Annotated in this window: 19 protein-coding genes and 1 tRNA gene; 6 read left to right on the top strand and 14 right to left on the bottom strand. The window is 63.9% G+C overall.

Annotated features, from left to right (window positions below):
• Nucleotides 1-5: 5 nt before the first annotated feature.
• The 6 genes from NYR54_RS00435 to NYR54_RS00410 form a co-directional block, all read right to left on the bottom strand.
• Nucleotides 6-215 (bottom strand): Flp family type IVb pilin, encoded by a 210-nt coding sequence (locus NYR54_RS00435; RefSeq protein WP_261513378.1) that lies wholly within the window; start codon nucleotides 213-215, stop codon nucleotides 6-8.
• A gap of 28 nt (nucleotides 216-243) precedes the next feature.
• A complete protein-coding gene (locus NYR54_RS00430; RefSeq protein ID WP_261513376.1) occupies nucleotides 244-549 on the bottom strand; it encodes a hypothetical protein in 306 nt (101 codons plus the stop codon).
• Nucleotides 550-638: 89 nt separating this feature from the next.
• Entirely contained in the window at nucleotides 639-1,052 is a 414-nt protein-coding gene (locus NYR54_RS00425) for a (deoxy)nucleoside triphosphate pyrophosphohydrolase (protein ID WP_261513375.1), read from the bottom strand.
• A 2-nt stretch (nucleotides 1,053-1,054) separates the two neighbouring features.
• The gene (locus NYR54_RS00420; RefSeq protein WP_261513374.1) at nucleotides 1,055-1,828 is read right to left on the bottom strand and encodes a GNAT family N-acetyltransferase; all 774 of its coding nucleotides are present in this window, start codon (nucleotides 1,826-1,828) and stop codon (nucleotides 1,055-1,057) included.
• Between the two features lie 2 nt (nucleotides 1,829-1,830).
• Nucleotides 1,831-3,072 (bottom strand): bifunctional glutamate N-acetyltransferase/amino-acid acetyltransferase ArgJ, encoded by a 1,242-nt coding sequence (gene argJ / locus NYR54_RS00415; protein ID WP_261513373.1) that lies wholly within the window; start codon nucleotides 3,070-3,072, stop codon nucleotides 1,831-1,833.
• A 77-nt stretch (nucleotides 3,073-3,149) separates the two neighbouring features.
• On the bottom strand, nucleotides 3,150-3,428 hold the full coding sequence (locus NYR54_RS00410) for a putative antibiotic biosynthesis monooxygenase (protein WP_261513372.1): 279 nt from the start codon (nucleotides 3,426-3,428) through the stop codon (nucleotides 3,150-3,152).
• A 101-nt stretch (nucleotides 3,429-3,529) separates the two neighbouring features.
• Between NYR54_RS00410 and NYR54_RS00405 the strand changes: the two genes are divergently transcribed.
• Nucleotides 3,530-4,132, top strand: a complete 603-nt coding sequence (locus NYR54_RS00405; RefSeq protein ID WP_261513371.1) for a TetR/AcrR family transcriptional regulator — start codon at nucleotides 3,530-3,532, stop codon at nucleotides 4,130-4,132.
• A 68-nt stretch (nucleotides 4,133-4,200) separates the two neighbouring features.
• On the opposite strand, the gene NYR54_RS00400 is transcribed toward NYR54_RS00405, so the two are convergent.
• Nucleotides 4,201-5,103, bottom strand: a complete 903-nt coding sequence (locus NYR54_RS00400) for a peptidylprolyl isomerase (RefSeq protein ID WP_261513370.1) — start codon at nucleotides 5,101-5,103, stop codon at nucleotides 4,201-4,203.
• A gap of 257 nt (nucleotides 5,104-5,360) precedes the next feature.
• On the opposite strand from NYR54_RS00400, the gene secA reads away from it, so the two are divergent.
• From secA to NYR54_RS00385, 3 genes are all read left to right on the top strand, one after another.
• Nucleotides 5,361-8,093, top strand: coding sequence for a preprotein translocase subunit SecA (secA, locus tag NYR54_RS00395; protein WP_261513368.1), 2,733 nt, complete (start codon nucleotides 5,361-5,363; stop codon nucleotides 8,091-8,093).
• A gap of 128 nt (nucleotides 8,094-8,221) precedes the next feature.
• Entirely contained in the window at nucleotides 8,222-9,634 is a 1,413-nt protein-coding gene (locus NYR54_RS00390) for an oligosaccharide flippase family protein (RefSeq protein WP_261513366.1), read from the top strand.
• Complete coding sequence (locus NYR54_RS00385; RefSeq protein ID WP_261513365.1) at nucleotides 9,634-10,914, top strand: GNAT family N-acetyltransferase; 1,281 nt, start codon at nucleotides 9,634-9,636, stop codon at nucleotides 10,912-10,914. The genes NYR54_RS00390 and NYR54_RS00385 overlap by 1 nt, the downstream gene beginning before the upstream one ends.
• 12 nt (nucleotides 10,915-10,926) lie before the next feature.
• Here the strand turns inward: NYR54_RS00385 and NYR54_RS00380 are convergent, their stop codons facing one another.
• The 5 genes from NYR54_RS00380 to NYR54_RS00365 form a co-directional block, all read right to left on the bottom strand.
• Nucleotides 10,927-11,322, bottom strand: coding sequence for a hypothetical protein (locus NYR54_RS00380; protein ID WP_261513363.1), 396 nt, complete (start codon nucleotides 11,320-11,322; stop codon nucleotides 10,927-10,929).
• Nucleotides 11,323-11,559: 237 nt separating this feature from the next.
• Nucleotides 11,560-12,072: a restriction endonuclease gene (locus NYR54_RS00375; RefSeq protein WP_261513362.1), complete on the bottom strand. Its 513-nt coding sequence runs from the start codon at nucleotides 12,070-12,072 to the stop codon at nucleotides 11,560-11,562.
• The gene (locus tag NYR54_RS19335; protein WP_423738546.1) at nucleotides 11,987-12,493 is read right to left on the bottom strand and encodes a winged helix-turn-helix domain-containing protein; all 507 of its coding nucleotides are present in this window, start codon (nucleotides 12,491-12,493) and stop codon (nucleotides 11,987-11,989) included. The genes NYR54_RS00375 and NYR54_RS19335 overlap by 86 nt, the downstream gene beginning before the upstream one ends.
• 215 nt (nucleotides 12,494-12,708) lie before the next feature.
• A tRNA-Leu gene (locus tag NYR54_RS00370) sits at nucleotides 12,709-12,793 on the bottom strand.
• 91 nt (nucleotides 12,794-12,884) lie between these two features.
• Entirely contained in the window at nucleotides 12,885-13,385 is a 501-nt protein-coding gene (locus NYR54_RS00365; RefSeq protein ID WP_261513361.1) for an MgtC/SapB family protein, read from the bottom strand.
• Between the two features lie 182 nt (nucleotides 13,386-13,567).
• Here NYR54_RS00365 and NYR54_RS00360 point away from each other — a divergent pair, with 182 nt between their 5' ends.
• Together NYR54_RS00360 and purH are read left to right on the top strand one after the other, a co-directional pair.
• Nucleotides 13,568-15,277: a heparinase II/III family protein gene (locus tag NYR54_RS00360; protein ID WP_261513360.1), complete on the top strand. Its 1,710-nt coding sequence runs from the start codon at nucleotides 13,568-13,570 to the stop codon at nucleotides 15,275-15,277.
• 61 nt (nucleotides 15,278-15,338) lie between these two features.
• Nucleotides 15,339-16,955: a bifunctional phosphoribosylaminoimidazolecarboxamide formyltransferase/IMP cyclohydrolase gene (gene purH, locus NYR54_RS00355; RefSeq protein WP_261513359.1), complete on the top strand. Its 1,617-nt coding sequence runs from the start codon at nucleotides 15,339-15,341 to the stop codon at nucleotides 16,953-16,955.
• A gap of 12 nt (nucleotides 16,956-16,967) precedes the next feature.
• Here the strand turns inward: purH and pdxY are convergent, their stop codons facing one another.
• The gene (gene pdxY / locus NYR54_RS00350) at nucleotides 16,968-17,861 is read right to left on the bottom strand and encodes a pyridoxal kinase PdxY (protein WP_261513358.1); all 894 of its coding nucleotides are present in this window, start codon (nucleotides 17,859-17,861) and stop codon (nucleotides 16,968-16,970) included.
• Nucleotides 17,858-18,109, bottom strand: a complete 252-nt coding sequence (locus NYR54_RS00345; protein ID WP_261513357.1) for a hypothetical protein — start codon at nucleotides 18,107-18,109, stop codon at nucleotides 17,858-17,860. Before NYR54_RS00345 ends, pdxY begins: the two co-directional genes overlap by 4 nt.
• Nucleotides 18,110-18,170 lie beyond the last annotated feature (61 nt).

Raw genomic sequence — 18,170 nt, 5'->3', positions numbered from 1 at the left:
TCCGCTCAGTCAGCGAGGGTTTCTTCGGCATTGTCGTGCCAGACGGTGGTCACCTGCCGCCCGAGCTCGGCGGAGGCCACGATGATCGCCACAAGAATGACGGCGGCGATCAAGGCGTATTCGACAGCGGCCGCGCCCTCCCTGCGACGGGGCGAACGCCCCGCCAGCCAAGCTTGCGATCCGGCCGCAGCGACGAATGTCTTCCGGCCTTTCATGGCAGTCGCGGAACCTGTGGAAATGAGATCAGCACGTTTGCCCTTCCTTCTCGCCACCGGGGAAGATGCAGACGGGTTCGGGCTGCAGAATGCTGCGCCGCACCGTGAAAATATGACCACCGCCGTTGATCGACCCCGTTGCGATATAATCCAGGCCGACGCCCTTGAAGGCCGCCTCTCGGGTGCGCCTTTCCATAATGGGTGCCAGAACGAGCGCCAGCGCGATCGCGGCGGAACCGAACAGAAGCGCGACCCTTACAAGGCCGATCCCGGCGTTGCCGACACGCGTCCAGGTCTCGTCACCCCGCGGAGGTCCCTCGAAGCGTGACGTCATCATGCCCTCCAGAATGCCCCGTTCCGTCCCTTGAAGGACGAATTCTCACATTCGCCTAAAGGAACGCTTAACGCTGGGCGTCCGGCGGGTCAGAGCAGGTCGATGAGGAAGGGAATCAGCGGCGCGTCGGCAGGGGGCATCGGGTAGTCGCGCAGCTTGAGCGGGCGCACCCACTTGATCGCCTGGCCCTCGTTCGGGTGCGGCGTGCCCCAGAAGCGCCGGCACACAAATAGCGGCATGAGCAGGTGAAAGCTTTCATAAGTGTGGCTGGCGAAGGTGAGCGGAGCGAGGCACGCAACCTTCGTTTCTACACTCAGCTCCTCGCGCAATTCGCGAATGACCGTTTCCTCGGGCGTCTCGCCCGCTTCCACCTTGCCGCCGGGAAACTCCCACAGGCCCGCCATCAGCTTGCCTTCCGGCCGCTGCGCGATGAGCACCCGTCCATCCGCGTCGATCAGCGCACAGGCAGCCACCAGGACTACCGGCTTCGCTCCGGCATCCATTCTTACGCCTCCGCCGGCGGACGGCGATAATGGTAAGTGTAGACGTTCTCGAAGCCGAGAGAGCGGTAGAGTCGGACCGCAGCCTCGTTGTCGTCCATGACCTGCAGCCAGGCTTCGGTCGCCCCTCGCAGATGCGCCCATTTGAGCGCCGACAGCAGCATACGCCGGCCATGGCCCTGGCAGCGGTAGGCCTTTGCCGTCGCCACCTCGAAGAGACCGGCCAGCGCCCCGTCCTGCACGCAGATCGCGGCGGAGACGGGCACATCGTCCTGCTCGAGGATGAAAAGACCGGCCTCGGGCTTGATGGAGCTCACCACCTCGGTGAAGCCCGGCCTCAGATCCGCGTCATAGCCATGCACCTGGAAGGCGGCCGAAACGAAGCGGTTGAGGTCCTTGAGCGGAATCTGGTGCATCGCCCCGGCGGTCACCTCCTCGCTCAGCTTCAGCCGCATCACCGTGGATGATTTAAGCTTCGCCCAGCCTTGCGCGTCGAAATGTTCCACGAGCTTAGGAGGGCACAGCGGCGAGATACGGAATGTGACCGTCCGCCCATATGCCTGAAACCTGCGCGCCGCCTTCTCGATGCGCTCGGCAAGGCGGTGGTCGTCGGCGGGATCGAGCGGATTGACCGAGTTGAGACGCCAGGAGGGATGGCTGGCGGTCATCCGAATCGCCCAGGTGCCGTCATACTGCACCGAGGTCGCCGGCCAGGCGCGGAAGCCCGCCGCCTCGAACCGGCGTATCTGTGCCAGCCGCTCAGCCGCCACCTGTTTCAAATTCAGCTCCTGTAGTCACCGTTAATAGCGACATACTCCTTCGTCAGGTCGCAGGTCCAGACCGTGGCCTTGCCGCGACCGAGGCCGAGATCGACGCGGATGGCGATCTCGTCCCGCTTCATATAGGCCGACACCGCTTCTTCCGAATAGTCCGGATCGCGCTCGCCCTCATGGGCGACCCGGATATCGCCGAACCAGATGGCCAGAAGATCGCGTTCGGCGGGCTCGCCCGCCTTGCCGACGGCCATCACGATGCGGCCCCAGTTGGCATCCTCGCCGGCGATCGCGGTCTTGACCAGCGGCGAATTGGCGATCGCGAGCGCGATGCGCTTGGCCGAGCGGGACGATTTCGCGCCGGTGACCGTCACCTCCACCTGCTTGCGCGCACCCTCCCCGTCGCGCACCACCTGCAGGGCGAGCTGCTTCAGCACGCGGCCGAGCGCGCGCCGGAACGGCACCAGACGCGGGTCCCCCGCATCGGTGATGCGCGGCGCGCCGCGTGCTGCGGCCCGGCCGGTGGCGAACAGCATGAGCGTGTCGGATGTGGACGTGTCGCCGTCGACAGTGATCGCGTTAAAGGTCGTTGCGGTGCCCCTCGAGAGGAGCGTCTGCAGGACCGGCGCGGCGATGGGCGCATCCGTCGCCACAAAAGACAGCATGGTCGCCATATCGGGCGCAATCATGCCCGCGCCCTTGGCAATGCCGTTGATGATCACCTCGGTCTCGCCCAGCCGCGCCGTCGCCGTCACGAATTTCGGATAGGTATCGGTGGTCATGATGGCGCGGGCGGCCTCCTCCCAGCCTGCCGGATCGGCCCGCCATACGAGGTCGCCAAGCAGATGGGAGAAGCGGCCGGCCTCCAGCGGCTCGCCGATGACGCCGGTGGAGGCGAGGAACACCTCGGTCTCGGAGCTCCCTACCGCCTTTGCCGCGGCCTCTGCCGTGATCTGGGTGGCCTCGCGCCCCTTGCGGCCGGTGAAGGCATTGGCATTGCCGGAGTTGACGACCAGAATGCGCGCCTTGCCGCCGGGCAGGTTCCTGCGGCAAAGCTCGACCGGCGCGGACGGGCACTTCGACCGGGTGAAGACGCCCGCAACCTCCGTGCCCTCATCGAAGACCATGACCATCAGGTCTTTGCGGCCTTTGTATTTGATGCCGGCCTCGGCGGCGGCGATGCGCACGCCTTCTATTTCAGGCATCTTCGGATAGCGTTTCGGCGCAAGCGGCGACACGGCAGTGGACATGAGGCCTTTCCCGGAAATGCGAGACTCGAAGGCCTCCGTCTGCCCCATGCTTGCAGCCGACGCAAGCCGAAACCGCGTCAGCCGGCCCGGGCTCCCCTGACGGGTGGATTGAGAAAGTTGCGGAAAAGCCTCTGCACGGCAGGGATGAGCCCCCACGTCATGGCTACCACCATGATCGGGACAAGAATCATCGTGCGCTGCCAGAGCGCCCAGCCGTCAGTGAGCGGCAGGATCAGGTAGAGAAGCCCCGTGATCAGCGGATAAACGCCGAACACGAGAATGAACGCGAACCGCGGACGCGAAAAGCGAGTTTGAGCTATGCGGGAAGCACTGGCGGAGGAAGTAGCGGTAGTCATGGTTCCCCTTTCCGAAACGAAACGTATCGTTTTAATTAACGAGCCGTTTCGTTTCGTCAAGAGGGCATGCTATGGTTGCTGACATTTTTTAGGAGCAACGAATGTCCAGCAGCCAGCGAAAACCGGCCCGCCGCTCGACGGGCGCGCGGCGGAGTGCCGAAGCGGAGGAAGCGATTCTGCAGGCTGCGGGGGAAATCCTCCAGGAGGCGGGCTACGCGGGCTTTTCGATTGAGGCGGTGGCCCGCCGCGCCAAGGCAGGCAAGCCGACCATCTATCGATGGTGGCGGGGCAAAGCGGATTTGCTGCTTGACGCCTATCACCGCCAGAAACCGGAGATTCCGGTACCCGACACGGGCAATCTCGAAGAGGACCTAACGGTCTTCGTGGGGACCCTTCTGGAGCACTGGCGCACTACCCCTTCAGGAAACATCTTCCGCTCCGTACTGGCCGAAGCCCAGAACGACGAGGCGGCAGCGGAAGCTGTCAGGGACTATGCCCTGGATCGCCGCGATCATATCGCAGGGATCGTGAAGCGGGCGCGCGACCGTGGCGAAGTGGCCTCCGACACCGATCCGCATGCGGTGGCGGAGCTCGTCATCTCCTTCGCCTGGACCCAGCTCATCACCCATCGATGGCCGGGGGAGGCTGAACTTCGCGCCATCTTGCGGCTCATCGCCCGCGGCGCGAAGGCGGAACGAGCCTAAAAAGAAGAAAGCCTCTCCGGGGCTTTCTCCCTGTCTTCCAGTTTCCGGCCTGTCAGGCCATGTCGGGGCTACTCCTGCGGCGCGTCCCCTTCATCCGCGGCGGGCTCGCCGAGCTGCGCACGGAACATCTGGTCCACCGCCGCCTTCAGCTCCTCGTTCGGAATGTCGAGCTCGGCACCGCCCCTGAGCGAGGCAACCGTTTCGAGATAGCGGTCACGGATGAGCATGGAACGTATCTGGTTTTCCACCTGCTCAAAGGCGGGCGGCTCCTGCATGCGCTTGTCTTCCACCTTGATCACGTGCCAGCCGAAGGCGGTCTTCACAGGCTCCTTTGAATAGGTGCCCGGCTCCAGCGCGAAAGCGGCCTCCTCGAACTCCGGTACCATTCGGCCTCTGGTGAAGGAGCCCAGATCGCCGCCCTGCGCGGCCGCCCCGTCGGTGGATTTCTCCCCGGCGATGGTGGCGAAGTCGGCGCCCTCATCCAGCTGCTTGATAATCTCGGCGGCTTCCTCCTCCGTTTCAACCAGGATATGGCGTGCGCGCACCTCTTCCTTCGGCTCGATCTTAGCGATTTCCTCCTCGTAGCGGGCGCGCAGGTCCTCCTCGGTAATGCCCTGCACAACATTCTGGTCGATATAGGCCGAATGCAGCGCCCGCTCGCGCAGAAATTCCATGCGCTGCTGAAAGTCCTCGCTCTGATCAATCGACTGCTTCTCCGCCTCGGCGGCAAAGAGCCGAACGTCGATCACGGCGGAGAGGGCGGCCGCGCGGCGCTGCGCCTCGGGAAGGCGGCCGAATTGCGGGTCAAGATCGGCCTCGGCCATGGCGATGTCGGCCTCGGTGATCGGCTCGCCGTTGAGCGTGGCGACCACGCCGTCCTCCTGGGCGAGCGCTGGCAGCCCGGCGGGCAGCATGGTAACGGCGCCGGCCAGGGCGGGCGCAATAAGGAGGCGGCGGACAAAGTCGTGCATCGGGAAATCTCCAGTCGTGAAATTCGGGCCTTGCCCCGGCAGATAGGTTCACCCTTCCTCGAAACTACCGCGGTGTGGCGGATTTTTGCGGTTCCGGCGCGGCTCGCGCAAAGTTGACATGAGTGGTGGCCCCTCTTATCTCTCCTTCGATCCAGCGTCCAGAAGCATTCCGGACGTTCCTTCGCCCGATTTGGTTTGACAGTGGCGGCAATCCGGCGTTTCCAAGCCGGCGCATCGCGATTTTGAAAGGACCGGGAATGGTCAGTTTCGGCGGGCTTGCCCGCAAGATTTTCGGATCGTCCAATGACCGGCGCGTCAAGAGTTACCGCCCCCGCGTGGAGGCCATCGGCGCGCTCGAAGATGAAATGCAAGCGCTGAGCGACGAGGCGCTGCGCGGGAAGACCGAGGAATTCCGGCAGAAGCTGGCGAACGGCGCCAGCCTTGACGACCTGCTGGTGCCCGCATTCGCCGTCGTGCGCGAGGCGGCCCGGCGCACGCTCGGCCTGCGCCCCTTCGACGTTCAGCTCATCGGCGGAATGGTCCTGCACGAGGGCGCGATCGCGGAGATGAAGACCGGCGAGGGCAAGACGCTGGTCGCCACGCTGCCCGTCTACCTGAACGCGCTCGCGGGCAAAGGCGTGCATGTCGTGACCGTCAACGATTATCTCGCTCGCCGAGACGCCGAATGGATGGGCAAGGTCTACGGGTTCCTGGGGCTCACCACCGGCGTCATCGTTCACGGCCTGTCGGACGAGGAGCGCCGGGCGGCTTACGCCTGTGACATTACCTACGCCACCAACAACGAGCTCGGCTTCGACTATCTGCGCGACAACATGAAATACGAGCGCGCGCAGATGGTACAGCGCGGGCACAATTTCGCCATCGTGGACGAGGTGGACTCGATCCTCATCGACGAGGCGCGCACGCCGCTCATCATTTCCGGCCCGCTCGATGACCGGTCGGAGCTCTACAACACCATCGACACCTTCATCCTGAAGCTGGACGAGAGCGACTACGAGGTCGATGAGAAGCAGCGCACCGCCACCTTCACAGAGGAAGGCACCGAGAAGGTGGAGCAGATGCTGCGCGAGGCGAACCTCTTCAAGGGGGAATCGCTCTACGACGTCGAGAATGTCGCCATCGTCCACCACCTCAACAACGCGCTGAAGGCCCACAAGCTCTTCCAGCGTGACAAGGACTACATCGTCAGGAACGGCGAAATCGTCATCATCGACGAGTTCACCGGCCGCATGATGCCCGGCCGCAGGTATTCCGAAGGCCTTCACCAGGCGCTGGAGGCCAAGGAGCACGTCAGGATCCAGCCGGAGAACCAGACGCTCGCCTCCATCACCTTCCAGAACTATTTCCGCATGTACGACAAGCTTGCCGGCATGACCGGCACGGCGGCGACGGAAGCGGAGGAGTTCTCAAACATTTACGGTCTGGACGTGGTTGAGATTCCGACCAACCTTCCGGTCCAGCGAATCGATGAGGATGACGAGGTCTACCGGACGGCCGAGGAGAAGTACCGGGCCATCGTCAAGGAGATCAAGGAGGCTCGGGCCAAGGGCCAGCCGATCCTTGTCGGGACGACCTCCATCGAGAAGTCCGAATACCTGGCCGAGCGCCTGCGCAAGGAAGGCATCAAGGACTTCGAGGTCCTGAACGCTCGCCACCATGAACGCGAGGCATTCATCGTCGCCCAGGCGGGCAAGCCCGGCGCCATCACCATCGCCACCAACATGGCCGGCCGCGGCACGGACATTCAGCTCGGCGGCAATCCCGACATGCGCATTCAGGAGGAGCTGGGTGACATGCCTCCCGGGCCGGAGCGGGAGGCCAAGGAAAAGGCCATCCGCGAGGATGTGAAGAAGCTCAAGGAACAGGCGATCGCCGCCGGCGGCCTTTATGTGCTCGCCACGGAGCGCCACGAAAGCCGCCGCATCGACAACCAGCTCCGCGGTCGCTCGGGCCGCCAGGGCGATCCCGGACGCTCGAAATTCTTCCTGTCGCTTCAGGACGACCTGATGCGCATCTTCGGCTCCGACCGCATGGACGGCATGCTGCAGAAGCTGGGGCTGAAGGAGGACGAGGCGATCGTCCATCCCTGGATCAACAAGGCGCTGGAAAAGGCGCAGAAGAAGGTCGAGGCGCGCAACTTCGACATCCGCAAGAACCTGCTCAAGTTCGACGACGTGATGAACGACCAGCGCAAGGTGGTCTTCGAGCAGCGTCTTGCGCTGATGGACGGCGAGAACCTGTCGGAGACGGTCGCCGAAATGCGCCAGGACGTGATCGACGATCTGGTCGACCGTCACATTCCCGAGAAGGCCTATCCCGAGCAGTGGGACGTGGCGGGCCTGAAGGAAGGTGTGCGCCACTATCTCAATCTCGACCTGCCCATCGAGGAATGGGCGCAGGAAGAAGGCATCGACGAGGAGGACATCCGCACCCGCATTACGGAAGCCGCCAACAAGGCGGCAGCCGACCGCGCCGAGCGCTTCGGCCCAGACATCATGGCCTATGTGGAGAAGTCGATCCTCCTGCAGACGCTCGATCATCTGTGGCGCGAGCATTTGGTCAATCTCGACCATCTGCGTTCTGTGATCGGCTTCCGCGGCTATGCCCAGCGCGATCCACTCAACGAGTACAAATCGGAAGCCTTCGAGCTGTTCCAGGCCATGCTCGGCAATCTGCGGCAGGAAGTGACGCGGCACCTCATGCGCGTCGAGCTGGTGCGCGAGGCGGCCGAGGCTCCGCCGCCGCAGACGCCCGCGACCATGCGGCCTCAGCATGTGGACGCCAGCACCGGGCAGGACGAGTTTGCCGACGGCGACACCATGACGCTCATCAGGGCCGATAACCGAATCGTGCCCGCAGAAGAGCGAGACCCGAACGATCCCTCGACCTGGGGCAAGGTGGGCCGCAACGAGCCTTGCCCCTGCGGCTCCGGCAAGAAGTACAAGCACTGCCACGGGGCGTTCGTCTGAGCCCCTCTGAGTACGGAGTCGCCGCCCAACGGTGCGCGGCTTCTCCAATCCTCTCGTCCTTCGCAACGGGCTTTTAAAGACTTTGCACTAGAACACCCGCGACACAGATGAAGCGGGGGTGTTTTCACGTGCGCTTTTCCGCGGCAATGGCGGGTAAACGTCTCCTGCCGGGGCGACTGGCGACCCGTGCCCGGCCCTGGGCTACGCGGTTCGACGCCCTAGTATCGGCCACCGACGCGCGCAGCGAAGCCGGCCGCATGTCGCTGATCGCCTTCGCCTCCCGCATCGTCAACGCAGCGATCGCCTTTCTGAGCCAGGTTCTGCTTGCCCGCTACATGGGCGGCTTCGAATACGGGATCTTCGTGCTCGTCTGGGTGACGATGATCATCCTCGGCAACATCTCGTGCCTTGGCTTCCACACGTCGGTGATCCGCTTCATCCCGGAATATCGCACCCAGAAGCGCTTTGCCGAGCTGCGCGGCATTCTGCTGGCGAGTCGACTCTTCGTGCTTGTCTTCTCTACCGTGGCGGCTCTGCTGGGTGCGCTGGGCATCTGGCTGTTCGAGCCTTTCATCGAGAGCTACTATGTGGTGCCCTTCTATTTGGGTCTCATCTGCCTGCCGATGATCGCGCTGGGCGACCAGCTCCAGGGCATCGCCCGGGCCAATGCCCTTGCCTGGTGGGCTATGGCGCCGACCTATCTCATCCGCCCCTTGCTCATCCTTTTCTTTCTATGGGGCCTGCACGCGGCCGGCTTTACTCCCGATGCGAAAGGCGCGGTCATCGCGGCGATTCTGGCCACCTATCTTACGACCATCATTCAGTTCACGGCTGTAAGCAGCCGTGCCGTGGCCAGCGTGCCGCCAGCTCGCCCGCGCTTTCTGGCGCGTACCTGGATTGCCGTCTCCCTTCCGATCTTCCTGGTGGAAAGCTTCTTCTTTCTGCTCACCAACGCGGACGTGTTGATGGTCGGCCTTTTCATGGAGCCGATGCACGTTGCGGTCTATTTCGCCACGGTCAAGACGCTGGCGCTCGTCCATTTCGTCTATTTCGCCGTGAAGGCCGGGGTTGCCCAGCGCTATGCAGCCCTCATCCATGGGGGGGAAAGGTCGGCGCTCGCGCGCTTCGCCCGCGAGACGGTCTCCTGGACCTTCTGGCCCTCCCTCGCCATGGGCGCCGTCGTCCTCATTCTGGGCAAACCGATCCTGATGCTGTTCGGGCCGGACTTCGACAGCGGCTATCCGCTCCTCCTCCTGCTGGTCGGAGCGGTCGTGGCTCGCTCCGCGGTGGGACCGGCCGAAAGCATGCTCACCATGAGCGGCCACCAGAACGCCTGCGCCGCGGTTTATGCGGTCACTCTCGCGATCAATGTGGGGCTGGATGTCGTGCTGATCCCGCAGCTGGGGTTGTGGGGTGCGGCCGTCGCCACAGCCATCGCGATGATTTTCGAGGCGACGTTGCTCTCGCTCACTGTCCGGCGCAAGCTGGGCATTGCCATGGCCGTATTCCTTCCCGCTCCCTGGAAGAAGGAGGCAATGTGATGGTCTCCACACCCCTAATCGAGGAAATGGGCGGCAGCCCGTCCGGCGCACTCATCAGTGATCTTGCCGGTATCGCGGAGCCCGGTGGACAGGCCGACATGGAGCTTGCCTCCTCCGTCCGGCCGGCGCGCAAACTCGCCATTTACGCGGCCTCGGCCGGTTTTGACCTAGTGGAGGAGCTCGACTATCTCGCCGCCCGCGCGATCGAGCCAAACGTGTTCTTCAATCCGCGCTTTCTGGCCCCGGCCATGCCGCGGCTCGAGGATCGCGAGGTGCGGCTTGCCGTTATCCGCGACGGCACCGAAGAGAGGAGCCGCCTCAGGCTGCTCGTTCCCTTTTCGGTCGAGAAGCCGCCCGTTCCCATCGGCGCACCCATCATGCGCGCCTGGGCTCATCCCTTCGGCCCGCTGGGAACGCCACTGATCGACGGAGACGACCCGGCCGGCGTGCTCGAAGACTTCTTCGCTATGCTGGCGCGCCCGCATCTCAAGCTGCCCAAAATCTTCGCCTTCCCCGAAACTCGCATCGACGGGCCTTTTGCCGCCACGCTGAAGGCGGTGGCCGAAGCGCACAACCTGCCGCTGATCACGGTGGGCGAGGTCGAGCGGCCGTTCCTGGAAAGCGAACTCGATGGCGAGGCCTATCTGCGGCAAAGCCTGCGCGCCCATCACTACCGCGAATTCCGGCGCCTCAAACGGCGGCTTTCGGAGCTTGGCCGGCTGGAGCATGTGATCGCCCGTCGGGCGGACGAGATTCGTGACGGCATCGAAACGTTCCTGACGCTGGAGGCCTCCGGCTGGAAGGGTCGCGAAGGCACGGCAATGGTGGTGGACCGCTATCGCGCCGCCTTCGCGCGCGAAGCCGTGCACCGGCTGGCCGAACGCGACCTTTGCCGCATCCATACGCTCACGCTGGACAGCCGGCCCATAGCCTGTCTGGTCGTCTTCGTGGAGTCAGCCGTCGCCTATACCTGGAAGACGGCCTATGATGAGACCTTCGCCGCCTATTCCCCCGGCACGCTGCTCATGATCGAGGTGACGAAGAACCATCTGGAAGATCCCAACATCAACGTCACCGACTCCTGCGCCGTGCCGGACCACCCGGTGATGAGCCGATTGTGGTCGGAGCGGCGCATCTTCGGCACCTTTGTCGTGGGCCTGACGCCACAGTCCGAAAAGCTCGCCCATCAGGCCGCCGGTCAGATCCAGTTCCATCGCGAGGCGCGTAACGTCATGCGCATCTTGCGCAGCCGCGTGCGGCGCTGGATCGGACGTGCCTGACCGAAGAGAGAACTATTCGCAGGCTGTGAGCCCGACCGGCTCGAAGGGGCCGCCCTCAATGAGCAGAGCGCCAACCGACTGCGCATAGAAGACAGCGAGCGTATAGGGCGCGGGCGGAACTTCCGCCATACACGTGGCATCGATCTCGTAGCCGGCCGCGCTCTCGTGCACCTCGTTGAACTCACACACCACGTGACCGGGGGTCGAAAGCCTCTCCGCCGTGATTTCCCAGGCGGCACTCTGGCAAAGTTTTTCCTCTGCGGCCCAGCGCCCGACGAAGAAGGGAGCCTCTGCCTGGGGCGGCGTACCGGCGACGCTGCTTCCGCCGGAATCGCTTTCCACCATCTGGCAGCCGGCAAGAAGCAGGCAAGGCAGGAGGAAGGCCGCTGCAGCGCGGACGATCCGCATGTTGCACTCCCTATCTCTGCCGGACGGGACATCCCGCGGCGGCGAGTTCCGCTGCAGCGGATGGTGCCCTAGCCGGGTCGTAGGCACCAAATCAAACCATTAAAGAGACCGGTTTCGTCCTTGAATATCAATCAGATGGACGCGAAACCCTCGCTGGCCTCATTCCTCTGTTGTGGACCTCGTGCGGTGCTGGCTATAAGGGCAATTGTGGCGGCGGCAACGATGGGGAGGCAAGCGTTACCCGAGAGCATCCCCGAAGTAATCTTCGTCCACGCTTTGAACTTTGTATGTCTGGCGAACTCGAACGCCTACACCATGCTGGATCATAAGCTGTGCCAGCCGTTGCCCATTGATAAGCACGACCCGGTGCTGCACCCGATGAAGATATTCGTGGGCTTCCTTTGAGAAGTCGGAGGTGGTGACAAAGACGCCCTTAGTCGCTCCCTCCCCCGTCAACGACCCGATAAATCGTTGAACGTCCGGGCGGCTGACTTTGTTGTCGGCTGCATACCTCTTTGCCTGAACGTAGACCGCATCAAGACCGAGGGCATCCTCATGGATGATGCCGTCAATCCCGCCGTCACCGGTAGCTTTGGTCATCAAGCCATTGGCAAGATCGCCCCCACCGTATCCCATTGCCAGAAGGAGGTCGAGGATCACCCGTTCAAACCGCTGCGGAGAAAGCTGGTAGAGCAGGGAAATCAGTTCGTCGCGCAAAGCAGCGTCGAGGAGTGCCGAGGCGGCTTCCATAGGCGTCCAAGGGAGTCTGACGCTCATCAATCGGCGTGATGTCTACAGACACTTTAGCGCGAACAGGACGTTCAGCGCTTCGCCCCGAATGTTCTGCCTGCCGAGATTGCTCAATCCATTCTGTGAAGCCCGGGAACTGGGAAAGCGTTTCATTGTCGATACGTTCGGGATTGGACGCGAGGACCTGTCGTCCCAACTCTGTGATGACGTGCAAATTGCGGCGCGGGGAAACAAGGAGGCCCGCCTTGGAGAGATACGTTCGCGCCCAATGTGCCCGACTTTGCAGGATGGTGGTATTACGACCGCTCGGAATAAGCTGGGCGGCTTCCTCATCGGATATGTTGAACTGCTTTTGAAGGGCGGGAAGGCAAGCCGCAACATTTGGTGCACCCTCTGCGAAGAGGCGCAGGATAGGAAGCATCAACGTTTCGTAATCTGGAATTGGCACGGTAGATCCCCCAACCGCCGAGTTTGCCACTATTTGTCATATCCGGACCGAGTGAAGAAGCCATTGAAGGCGGCCGGGAGCGAGGCGGTTAAGAAAACGGCCAACATGCGAGCCCCTGACCTCGCCAGATCAGGCCGGTCGGTGCCCCATGGGCCCGTTTGGGAAAACTGTTCTTTCGTGTGGACTGTTGGTGCCCCTGGCCGGACTCGAACCAGCACTCCTTGCGGAAACCGATTTTGAGTCGGTCGCGTCTACCAATTCCGCCACAGGGGCCCGCGCCGGAAACGGGCGGACAGGCGCGGACTATACGGCCAGCCGCGTCCGCGTCAACTCCCGTTGCAAATCCGCCGCGTCAGAATTGTCGCTATTCTTCCGCGCCCGGCGTTGGCTTCTTGATGGCAAGCTTCACCTCGAGCCGGCGCAGCAGCGCAAGAACGATGGTGCCCAGAAGGCAGGAGAGAGCGGCGATCGTCCACAGCCCGAGGCCCACGGAAAGCCCTATGGCCGCGGCAAGCCACATGCCCGCGCCCGTCGTCAGGCCGCGCACCTGTCCGCGCTTGAAGATGATGAATCCGGCCGCAAGAAAAGCGACGCCGGCCGTAATCGCCTCCACCAGGCGGACAGGATCGGTCTGTACCCGCTGGTCGGCAAAGACCTGCATGGAGATGATCTCCACCGCCACGAGCGCGAAGGTGGCCGAGGCCAGCGACACGAGCATATGGGTTCTAAGCCCGGCCGGACGATCGGTAAGCTCGCGCTCGAAGCCCAGGATGCCGCTCAGCAGGATGGCGAACACGAGCCGGACTGCGATCACCTGCCAGGGCAAGACAGTATCGACCGTGAAGTCATCGAACAGAGGCTGCATGCCGCCTGCAACGCGGCCGGAACCGGCGGGTTCCCTATGACCGGACAGACAACCTGCGCAACCGGGTTCCGGCGGGGATATTTGTCCTTCGCACAAGCCGTTGAATCATTTAGTCTCCGCGTAGAAATGGCTTTCGCGATGCGGGCGGCGCGGGAAAGCAGAGTTCACGGGTGCGGTATTCAATGGCAGCCAGCGGCTTCAGTCCGCTTCTTTGGGATCTGGCGGCGCGTCAGGCATGGCGGCGTTTGCGGCGCAGGCTGCGCGCGGGCCCAGCCTATCGCTGGCGTTATACCGGGCGGACGCCGGAGCGGGTTCTGATCGCCCCGCCCGACCTGCGGCACGCCGACCCGGCCATCGCGCGCGAAATCTACCACGGCCGCTTCCTGCTTGCCGGGCATCTTGTGGAGACCGGCGGCCAATCGCCCTTTCACATGGATGTGCGCAACCAAGCCTGGCTCGAAGCCCTGCACGGCTTTCGCTGGCTGAGGCACCTGCACGCGGCACAGACAGAGCTTGCGGCGGCGAATGCCCGCGCGCTGGTGTCCGACTGGATCGGCCTTTATGGCCGGCGGATTGCCGGCATTGCCTGGAATCCGGCTGTGACGGCGCGGCGCATCATCGCCTGGCTTCAGCATTCCGCCGTCGTGCTTCAGGGGGCGGACCTCGCCTTCTACCGCCAGTATCTTAAGCTGCTGGCGATTCAGGTGCGCTATCTGCGCTCCATCGCGGCGGAAATGCCCGACGGTGAGGAGAGGCTGAGAGCACGCATTGCCATCGCCTTTGCCGCCTTGTCGCTTCCCTCTTCCGCCTCCGCGCTCAACAGCGCGACCCGGAATCTCTCGGCGGAGCTCGAACGCCAGATCCTTCCGGACGGCGGGCATGTATCGCGCAACCCGTGCGCCGTGATCGAGCTTCTGGCCGATCTCTTGCCCCTCAGGCAGACCTACGCCAACCAGGCGCAATCGCCGCCCGATGCCCTTGTCGGCGCGGTGGAACGGATGCTTCCCGCATTGCGCTTCTTCCGCCATCGCGACGGAAGCCTGGCACGCTTCAACGGCATGGGTATCACCATCCACGATCGGGTGGCCGCGATCCTGCGCTACGACGACACGGGCGGAGCGCCGTTGTCGCACGCGCCGCATTCGGGCTACGAGCGACTCACCATGGGCAGCACCACCATCATCGCGGACACGGCCGCGCCGCCGCCGCCCGAGCTTTCCAGCATGGCCCATGCGGGTTGCCTCTCCTTCGAGCTTTCCTCCGGCAGGCACCAGTTCATCGTCAACTGCGGGACAGACAGTTTCGGCTCCGAAACCTTCCGGCCGCTCGCGCGCGCAACGGCCGCCCATTCCACCGCCACGGTGGCGGACACGTCGCAGGCGCGCTTCGCCCTGCCGGCCGGATGGGACGATTGGGTCGGCACGCCGCTCATCGGCGGTCCGCGCAAGGTGACCTGCGAACGCATCGACTCGACCGGAAAACTGGGCTTCGTAGCGAGTCACGACGGCTACGTTCCCCGATTCGGCATCGTGCATGAGCGCGAGCTGGTGCTCATGCAGGAAGGAACCATGGTGCGCGGCACTGACCGCTTCCGCAGGCCTGACGGCCGGCGTCCGAACGGCGCCGCGATCGCCGTGCGCTTTCACCTTCATCCCGACATCGATCTCTACCGCGACAACGAGGGGCTGCTCATCCTTTCAGGCGATGCGACTGACACCTGGGTTTTCACCTGCCGCGAGGTGCAGCCGGTCGTGGAAGAATCGATCTTTTTCGCCGCCGTGGCCGGCCCATGCCGCAGCCGCCAGATCGTGCTGCATTTAGATGCCGCCGATCTGCAGGAAATCCATTGGCAGCTCGTGCGCACGCACAGCATTCTCGACATGCCTTCATAAGGCTACGGCTTGATTTGAAACGATGCTGTGCTAGGTCGGCAGCCTGCCAACGAGGATAGCCATGGCCGTTCCTGCTAAAAATATCCCCGCGCCCGACCTCGTCCCGGTGCGGCGCGCCCTGATTTCAGTCTCGGATAAGACAGGCATCGTTACATTCGCCAAAGCACTCGACGAGCGAGGCATCGAACTTGTCTCCACCGGCGGCACTGCAGCCGCCCTTGCGAAGGAAGGGCTTCGCATCCGCGATGTTTCGGAATTAACAGGCTTTCCCGAGATCATGGATGGCCGGGTGAAGACGCTGCATCCGTCTGTTCACGGAGGGCTTCTCGGCATCCGCGATGACGCCGAGCACGCGGCGGCGATGGAGAGGCACGGTATCCAGCCGATCGATCTCGTCATCATCAACCTCTATCCGTTCGAGGAGGTGCGCTTCAGCGGCGCGGACTATGCCGCGACGGTGGAGAACATCGACATTGGCGGTCCGGCCATGCTGCGCGCCGCGGCGAAGAATCATGCCTATGTCGCCGTCGTTACCGACCCGGCGGACTATGACCGGGTGACGGCGGCGCTTGAAGAGCATGGCGGCGCGTTGTCCTACCGCCTGCGACAGGAGCTGGCCGCGAAGGCCTTTGCGCGCACCGCGGCCTATGACGCCGCGATCTCGCAATGGTTCGCTGAAACGCTTTCCATTTCGGGGCCGGAATGGTGCGCCTTCGGCGGGCGGCTTCAGCAGGTGATGCGCTATGGCGAGAACCCGCACCAGAGGGCGGGGTTCTACATCACCGGGGAGCGGCGACCTGGAGTGGCCACGGCCCGGCAGGTGCAGGGCAAGCAGCTTTCCTACAACAATATCAATGACACGGATGCCGCGTTCGAGCTGGTGAGCGAGTTCGATCCGGCAAGGACCGCCGCCGTCGCCATTATCAAGCATGCGAATCCCTGCGGCGTGGCGGAAGCACCGACCCTTGCGGAAGCCTACCGCAAGGCGCTCGCCTGCGACCCTGTCTCGGCCTTTGGCGGCATCATCGCGCTCAACCGCACGCTGGACGCCGAAGCGGCGGAAGAGATGGTGAAGATATTCACCGAAGTGATCATCGCGCCGGATGCGACAGAGGAAGCACAGGAACTCATCGCGGCGAAGAAGAACCTGCGCCTTCTGCTGACGGGAGGCGTGGCGGACCCGCGCGCCCCCGGGCTGACAGCCAAAACCGTCTCAGGCGGACTGCTGGTGCAGACGCGGGATGCGGGCGTCGTGGACGACCTGGAGCTCAAGGTGGTGACGAAACGCGCTCCGACCGAAAAGGAATTGGCGGATCTGAAATTCGCCTTTCGCGTCGCCAAGCATGTGAAGTCGAACGCCATTGTCTACGCAAAGGATCTGGCGACGGTTGGCGTCGGCGCCGGGCAGATGAGTCGCCTAGATTCATCGCGCATCGCGGCGCGCAAGGCGGAGGATGCCGCCAAGGCCGCCGGCCTCGACGAACTGCTCACCAGGGGCTCGGTTGTCGCCTCGGATGCCTTCTTCCCCTTTGCGGACGGGCTGCTTGCAGCGATCGAGGCCGGCGCCACGGCCGTTATCCAGCCGGGCGGCTCCATGCGCGACGAGGAGGTGATTGCGGCTGCCGACGAGCATGGCATCGCCATGGTCTTCACCGGTATGCGCCACTTCCGGCATTGACGCGACGGGCCGCTACACCACGCGCGCAAGCCTGCGCAGCGTCACGACATCCCCAGGCTGAGTGAAGCTTGCCACATCCGTTTCCAGCATCAGCTCGTCCGCGCCGCGCCCTGCTGCGCTTGTCACCACCTCGTACACGGCGGCGGCGGCCTTCCGCAGAGCCTCGGAAGGCGCGGCACCGCCGAGAAGCCAAGCGAGGAACAGGGCGGCAAGAACGTCGCCCGTCCCGCTGAGCGGATTTTCGATGGCCGGATGCTCCGCCATATATGTCTCCTCCGGCGTAAGCAGGAGATTGGCGATGCTGCGCGGCGCATCGCCGGGGGCCGATGTGACCAGCATGGTCCGGGGGCCGGCCTTCGCCGCAAAGGCTGCGATGGATGCGATGGAATCAAGGCTGTCGAGCTCGGCACCCCCCATCCAGGCAAGCTCATAGCGGTTCGGGGTAGCTATGTCGGCAATGGGCATCAGCCTATCCCGCTGCGCAGCCGCAACGGCCTGCGGCACATAGAGGCCGTCCCGGTCACCCATGATGGGATCGCACAGATAGATCGCGTCCGGATTCCTGCGCTTCACCGCCTTCACCAGAGAGGCGATTGCATCGGCCTGCGTGGCATCGCCCAGATAGCCGGACAGCACCGCCCCCACCTCGCCAAGCCAGGGAGCGTTTTCAACGTCGTGCATCAGGGCAGCGAAATCTCCTGCGGCCGGCACGATGCGGTTGGCGCGGCCATGGCCCGGATGCCACGGCAGGATGATGGTTGGCACCGCCCATACCGGATATCCCATGGTTTCGAGCGCGAAGACGGAGACGCGATTACCGACTGACCCGCGCACCACATGGCTAGAGACCACGATGACCGCGGGAACGCGCCCGCCCTGCCTAACGCTGTCACGCGCACCCGTCATGAATGCCCTCCCCTCAGTGTCAGCCAGAGCCAGGCAAGGAGGAAGATCGCGAACACGACGGCAAGTGCGCGGCCAAGGCGGCGTCCCCAGAGCTCGGTCCAGTCCTCTCCCTCCGCCTCGCGCGCGGCGAAATGATCGCGCGCTTTCGCGGCCGACCGCATGAGGAGCGATTCGCTGTCGCGATCCACACGCTCCAATATCCGGCGGGACTCGGCGCGCCGTCCCTCATCGCTTCGTCTGTCGCTCATCCCCACGGGCCCGTAGCGGCGGCATATCCTTGTCCAGCGATAGCATCATTCGCAACGCCAC

This window comes from Chelativorans petroleitrophicus, assembly GCF_025398195.1.
Classification (GTDB): domain Bacteria; phylum Pseudomonadota; class Alphaproteobacteria; order Rhizobiales; family Rhizobiaceae; genus Chelativorans; species Chelativorans petroleitrophicus.
This window is presented reverse-complemented; position numbering and strand designations above follow the sequence as displayed.